The following is a 6216-nucleotide window of genomic DNA, read 5'->3' as shown; positions in this document are numbered from 1 at the left end:
CTGTATAGCCTGATGGATAATGTGCCAATGGAATATGGTAAACAGCAGGCCTCGCTCTCCGGTTGGGAAAACAGCGCAATTTATAATATTGTCAGTGAAAACAGGACCGATATTAACGGAACCTTATTATCTGAATCGGAGTTTGGCCTGTGGTTCCGTCATAAATGCGTGCGTTATTTTAACAAGAACGCGCAGATGGAAGAGATCGCCGACTTGATTACGCAGGTAGACCATTTCATCACCGGCTGGAAATCCTCAGACAGCAGCGCAGAATATAAAAATACGCAAGCGTTGCTCCAGAGCATCCACATTCATTGCCAGAAAATCAGCAGTCAGCTCGGGGTTATTTTCAGCAGTCTGTCGCAGATGCAGAACGGCAAAGACTCCCTGACCAGCTTGCTAAACCGCCGCTATCTGCCGGTGGTCCTCAAGCATGAGGTCACGCTCGCCATGGAACATGAACTGCCGATGACGGTGGCGATTGTCGATATCGACCATTTTAAAGAGATTAATGATAACTGGGGTCACATGGTGGGCGACCGGGCAATCAAGCACGTTGCCGACTTGCTCAGCAATAATATCCGCTCCAGCGATTATATCTTTCGCTATGGCGGCGAAGAGTTTCTGCTGGTTCTGGTGGAAACCGGTGCTGCCGAAGCCTTTATGCTCCTTGAGCGCTTACGTAAAAGCATCAGCCAGTTGCCGTTTAACGTCGGCGGAGAGACCAATATTACCATTACCACCAGTACGGGCTACGCCGCGCATAGCGGCCACCCGGATTATAACCGGCTGCTGCGCAACGCTGACAGCGCGCTGTACGTGGCCAAGCGTAGCGGGCGCGACTGCGTGAAGATGCATCAGGATGAGCAGGACCCGCAGCATTAAAGCGTCGCGCCCCGGCGCTCAGAACAGCACTGGCAATCCTAATCCACGCATCACCTCATGCAACGTTTGCTGTGTCAGTCGATGCGCCCGCTCGCTACCCTCACGCAGCAGCTCCAGCAACATGCCTTTATCCGCAATATAGGTCGCCCGGCGTTGCCGAATCGGCGCCAGCAGCGTCTGCAGACACTCCTCCAGCGCGTTTTTACACTGTCGGTCGCCCAGCCCGCCGCGTTGATAATGCGCCTTCATCTCGGCGACGAAAGCAGGATCGGGATGAAAAGCATCAAGGTAAGTAAAGACAACGTTGCCTTCGATTCGGCCAGGATCGCTGACCCTCAGGTGGGTTGGGTCGGTATACATTGCGCCGACCGCGCGGTGAATCTGCTCTTCACTGGCCGAGAGCGTAAGAGTATTACCTAGCGATTTTGACATCTTGTTGCCGCCGTCAATGCCCGGCAAGCGGCTGACATCGCTGAGCAGCGCCTGGCAGTGTTGCAACACTGGCGTCGTGGTCAGGCTATTCATTTTGCGGACGATCTCATTGGTCTGCTCGATCATCGGCAGCTGATCGTCGCCAACCGGTACCAGACCGGCTTTAAACGCGGTGATATCGGCCGCCTGGCTGATAGGATAGGCCAGAAAGCCGACCGGAAGCGAACGGGAGAAGCCCTTCTGGGCTATTTCACTTTTGACCGTCGGATTACGCTCGACGCGGGCGACGGTGACGATATTCATATACAGCGCGCTCAGCTCCGCCAGGGCGGGAAGCGCCGATTGCAGGCAAATCGTGGTCTTACGCGGATCGATACCCACCGCCAGATAATCGGCCATCACCTCAAAGATATTGCTGCTGATTTTCTGCGGATCGCTGCCGTTATCGGTTAATCCCTGCAGATCGGCGACGAGGATAAACTGTTGATAGTCGTGCTGAAGCTGCACGCGCTGACGTAGCGATCCCACGTAGTGGCCGAGATGCAGCTGGCCGGTGGGGCGATCGCCGGTAAGAATAGTTGGGTTGGTGTTCATCAGAGACTCCTTACGATGCGGTTAAGCCGAAAGACGTCGCTGAGAAACAATAAAGCCGCCTTCCGGCGGCTTTAAAATGGATATGTGAATCGTGCCGCCTGTTATGCAGGCAGCCACCAACGATATGGGCGGGTAATAACGACGATTCTGTTCATGGGCCTATCCTGCCATGAAAGACAGCGGCAGTGAAAGCGGTTTTTTAGTTAGCGATACACCGGCAGCAGGTTAAAGCTGGATAGAATATGAATGATCGCGTTGGCGCCGCCGAAACATAAAATCAGGATAATCATGGCATTGCCACCCCAGACTCGATAGACAGGGCTCCCAAAACGCCTGCGCGAGGCGTGCGCCAGCAGGGCGGGGACAATTGCTGCCCAGATGGTGGCGGCGAGACCGGCGAAACCGATGGCGTAGATAAAACCGTTGGGCCACAGCAGCCCGCCGATAATGGGCGGCAGGAAGGTGACCAGCGCCGTTTTAAAACGTCCCTGATGGCTATCGTCGAACTTAAACAGATCCGCCAGATAATCAAACAGACCGAGCGTGACGCCAAGGAACGAACTGGCGACGGCGAAATTTGAAAAGACGGTCAGCAGTAAATCCAGGGTTGAACTGTTCAGCAGGCCGCTTAAGGTTTGCACCAGCACGTCGATATTGCCGCCTTTCCCGGCGATATCGATAAACGCCGGGCGCGGAATATTGCCCATCGTACCAACCAGCCAGATAATATACAGCACCAGCGCCATCAGCGTGCCGAGCAGCAGGCAGCGACGAATGATAAGTGGGTCTTTACCGTAGTACTTCATCAGGCTGGGGACATTGCCGTGATAGCCAAAGGATGCCAGACAGAACGGCAGCGTCATCAGAACGTAGGGCAGATACGACGCATGTGCTTCCGCGTGGTTGAACAGAATTGCGGGCTCCACGTGCCACATCAGGCCGCCAAAGGTCATAAAAAAGGTGAGAATTTTGGCGCCCAGCACGATGGTGGTCATCCGGCTGACCGCTTTCGTACTCAGCCAGACGATAAAGGCGACGACCAGCGCGAACGCCAGACCGCCTAAGCGTGCGGGAACCGCGAGATGCATTTGCGCAAAAGTATGCTGAATAACCGAACCGCTGGCGGAGATATAGGCATAGGTCAAAATATATAATACGAAGGCCACAGTCAGGCCGTTAATAATATTCCAGCCGTTGCCTAGTAAATCTTTAGTAATCGTGTCGAAGCTGGCGCCAATATGATAATTCAGATTGGCTTCGAGGATCATTAGCCCCGAATGCAGCATACAAAACCAGGTAAATACCAACGCCAGCAGCGACCAGAAAAACCAGGCACCGGACATAACCACCGGTAATGAGAACATGCCTGCACCAATAATAGTGCCGCCGATAATCATCGCCCCGCCAATCAGCGATGGCGTATTAGTTGAGACCGCTTTTGACACCGATAATGTAGCCATAAGGTTATTCCTCACGTGGCTATATATTAAGTAACCGGGTTGCGGGAAAACGGCTACCCTGGCGCAACCCGAGCGATTGAGCTTATTCGTCTGTATTCGACATTAAAGGCGCTCCCGTTGCGAGAGCGCCCGGGGCTGGGTTATTTCACCGGTTTCAGTCTGGCGACGAAGTGGCGTAATACCGGCGGCTCATAGGTAAAGGTCAGGCCCTTAATCGTGGCGGCGCGGGCCTTAACGGCAATCAGCGCATCAGCGATATAGTCCATATGATCGTTAGTATAAACGCGGCGCGGAATGGTCAGGCGCAGCAGCTCCATCGGCGAGGCCTTCTGCTGGCCGGTTTCCGGGTCGCGGCCCAGCAGCAGGGAACCGATTTCCACGCTGCGGATACCCGCTTCCAGGTACAGCTCGTTGTTTAACGCGTGCGCCGGGAACTGCTCTGCCGGGATATGCGGCAGCAGCAGTTTGGCATCGACAAACACCGCATGGCCGCCGGTCGGATACTGAATCGGAATGCCGCCTTCGCGCAAGCGTTCGCCAAGGTATTCCACCTGATTGATACGATAAGCGAGATAATCCTCGTTGGTCCCTTCTGCCAGCCCGATAGCCAGCGCCTCCATATCGCGTCCCGCCAGGCCGCCGTAGGTGACAAAGCCTTCCATCGGTACGCAGCGAATACGCACTTCGTTGAATAGATCTTCGTCATCGCGGAAGCAGCACAGGCCGCCGATATTCACCATTGGGTCTTTCTTGGCGGACATGGTCAGCATATCGCCGTACTGGTACATCTCGAGAATAATCTCTTTCACCGATTTATCGGCATAGCCCTCTTCACGCTGTTTAATAAACCAGGCGTTTTCGCAGAAGCGGGCGGAGTCGATCACCACCGGAATATTATTCCGGCGGGCTATCTGATAGACCTCACGCATATTCGCCAGCGATACCGGCTGGCCGCCGGAGCTGTTACAGGTGACGGTAGTAATAATCGCCGCCACATTTTCTGCGCCATGTTCGGCGATGGTCGCTTTCAGTAAATCAATGTCGAAATTGCCTTTCCAGTCGTACCACGACGTAGTGTCGAAGGCTTTTGGCGTCACTACGTTGATGGCTTTCGCGCCGTTGAGTTCGACATGGGCGGCGGTGGTATCGAAATGGAAGTTGGAAATAAATACCGGATGCGCCGACTTGCGGCGGGCAATCAGGCTCGGGAACAGAATCTGCTCTGCGCCGCGTCCCTGGTGGGTCGGAATGGTGTACGGATAGCCGATAATCTCTTTGACCTTCTCGCACAGGTGCTGATAGTTACGCGACCCGGCGTAAGCCTCGTCGCCCATCATCAGCCCGGCCCACTGATGGTCGCTCATCGCGCCAGTGCCGGAGTCGGTTAGCAGGTCGATATAAACGTCCTGACTATTGAGCAAAAACGGGTTATAGCCTGCTTCTGCCAGGGCTTTGACACGATCGTCAAAGGTGGTCATGCGAATGTTTTCGACCATTTTAATGCGGAACGGCTCAGGGATACGTTTCATTTATTTTCTCCATGGGAATGCTGTGCCGCGTTTGGCTATTCGGCGACAAATAACAGGCGCAACAAATAGCGACTCAACGCAGTGTTAAATTAATTTTATTTAGAGAGTGAACAGCAGCGGAGAATTAACGAGGGAAGTCGTTGGAGATACGGTGATCCAAATTATACCAGTCGTCCAGGCCGCCCTGGGCAATGAGGCGATAAATCGATTTTTGCGTCATGACATCGTCCTCTGTGGGTGAAGGGATGCCATAAAAATAAGGTAAAATGAGAAAATAACCACGATTAAAATCACAAAAAATTATTTATCGATAAGCGGAGTATAAAAATTTGACGCTTGTCGTAATTTTAGCGTTATTGATTATTTGATTAGCAGGCGATGATTTTTTGTTTTTTTATTACGCCAATAACGGCTTATTGAGTGGGGTTTTTAGCGCCTTCACAGCAATAAATGAAGGCGCAGGCGGGAGTTACATGCTGGAGAAGACGTTCATGATGATGCCGCCGGAAATAATCAGCACCATGGCGAGGATGGCCGGCAGATCCGGTTTTTGTTTGTAGAGGATCATTGAGCAGATGGTGACGCCGACGATACCAAAGCCGCACCACAGCGAGTAGGCGACGCCCACCGGAATCGTACTCATCGCGCGAGTGAGGGCGAAGTAGCACAGGCCGTAGGCGCAGACCACCAGTACCGATGGCGCCAGTTTGCTAAAGCCGTTGGTCTTTTTGATCATGGAGGTGCCGGTAATTTCGGAGCCGATAGACAGCGCCAGCCATAAAAATCCGAGGTTAAACATATGCGATTCCTTTTCCGTTAGTTGGCGACTTTTTTGTTCAGGGATGCTGCTGAAGCGGCCGGCTCAGCAGGGGTTTCTTCGCTCTCTTCGCTACCCATTTTGGAAAACAGGTTCATGATAACGATGCCGGCGGCAATAATGGCCATGCCGATAATCGCCGCAGTATCCGGATGTTGTCCGTAAAACGCCATCCCCAGCGTCGAAACCACCAGGATCCCGGTACCAGACCAGGTGGCATACGCCAGGCCAACGGGAATATATTTTACCGCGCGGGAAAGAGAGTAGTAGCAGGTGCAGTACAGCAGCACCAGCAGCCCGAGCAGCAGCATTTTGGTGCTCCCTTCGCTGCTACCGAACATTTTCAGGGTCGAAGTAGCTGAGGTTTCCGAAAGGATAACCAACAGCATCCATAGCCAACATTTTGTTTTTGAAGACATAATAAACTCCGGATCTATTTATTAAGGTAGGGTTCTTTTTTTCTGTTTTTCAAAAAATCGCTAGCGGCATCGGTTAACTG

General features: G+C 53.1%; 7 protein-coding genes. 1 reads left to right on the top strand and 6 read right to left on the bottom strand.

Translation table 11 applies throughout. From position 1 onward, the window contains the following. Window positions 1–885, top strand: an 885-nt coding sequence (locus ACZAHD_RS20765; RefSeq protein WP_462458442.1) for a GGDEF domain-containing protein, incomplete at its 5' end; no start/stop codon positions are given. An 18-nt stretch (window positions 886–903) separates the two neighbouring features. Here the strand turns inward: ACZAHD_RS20765 and trpS are convergent. The 6 genes from trpS to ACZAHD_RS20735 all read right to left on the bottom strand — a co-directional run bounded on the left by trpS (window position 904) and on the right by ACZAHD_RS20735 (window position 6136). Then, complete coding sequence (gene trpS, locus ACZAHD_RS20760; protein ID WP_462458441.1) at window positions 904–1911, bottom strand: tryptophan--tRNA ligase; 1008 nt, start codon at window positions 1909–1911, stop codon at window positions 904–906. Between the two features lie 203 nt (window positions 1912–2114). Then, window positions 2115–3371, bottom strand: coding sequence for a tryptophan permease (gene mtr, locus ACZAHD_RS20755; protein ID WP_462458440.1), 1257 nt, complete (start codon window positions 3369–3371; stop codon window positions 2115–2117). 140 nt (window positions 3372–3511) lie between these two features. After that, on the bottom strand, window positions 3512–4900 hold the full coding sequence (gene tnaA, locus ACZAHD_RS20750; RefSeq protein ID WP_462458439.1) for a tryptophanase: 1389 nt from the start codon (window positions 4898–4900) through the stop codon (window positions 3512–3514). Between the two features lie 124 nt (window positions 4901–5024). Continuing rightward, window positions 5025–5120 carry a tryptophanase leader peptide gene (gene tnaC, locus ACZAHD_RS20745; protein ID WP_004098218.1) on the bottom strand — a complete coding sequence of 32 codons (96 nt, stop codon included), beginning with the start codon at window positions 5118–5120 and terminating at the stop codon, window positions 5025–5027. Window positions 5121–5369: 249 nt separating this feature from the next. Next, complete coding sequence (locus tag ACZAHD_RS20740; RefSeq protein WP_004857466.1) at window positions 5370–5699, bottom strand: DMT family transporter; 330 nt, start codon at window positions 5697–5699, stop codon at window positions 5370–5372. Window positions 5700–5716: 17 nt separating this feature from the next. Then, a complete protein-coding gene (locus ACZAHD_RS20735) occupies window positions 5717–6136 on the bottom strand; it encodes a DMT family transporter (RefSeq protein ID WP_462458438.1) in 420 nt (139 codons plus the stop codon). Between the last annotated feature and the right edge of the window lie 80 nt (window positions 6137–6216).

Source organism: Raoultella sp. (assembly GCF_039594335.1).
Lineage (GTDB): Bacteria > Pseudomonadota > Gammaproteobacteria > Enterobacterales > Enterobacteriaceae > Klebsiella.
This window is presented reverse-complemented; position numbering and strand designations above follow the sequence as displayed.

Bases quoted from the DNA above. Each gene is read 5' to 3' on its own strand.
- trpS (WP_462458441.1), bottom strand. From the start codon at position 1,911: ATGAACACCAACCCAACTATTCTTACCGGCGATCGCCCCACCGGCCAG.
- mtr (WP_462458440.1), bottom strand. From the start codon at position 3,371: ATGGCTACATTATCGGTGTCAAAAGCGGTCTCAACTAATACGCCATCG.
- tnaA (WP_462458439.1), bottom strand. From the start codon at position 4,900: ATGAAACGTATCCCTGAGCCGTTCCGCATTAAAATGGTCGAAAACATT.
- tnaC (WP_004098218.1), bottom strand. From the start codon at position 5,120: ATGACGCAAAAATCGATTTATCGCCTCATTGCCCAGGGCGGCCTGGAC.
- ACZAHD_RS20740 (WP_004857466.1), bottom strand. From the start codon at position 5,699: ATGTTTAACCTCGGATTTTTATGGCTGGCGCTGTCTATCGGCTCCGAA.
- ACZAHD_RS20735 (WP_462458438.1), bottom strand. From the start codon at position 6,136: ATGTCTTCAAAAACAAAATGTTGGCTATGGATGCTGTTGGTTATCCTT.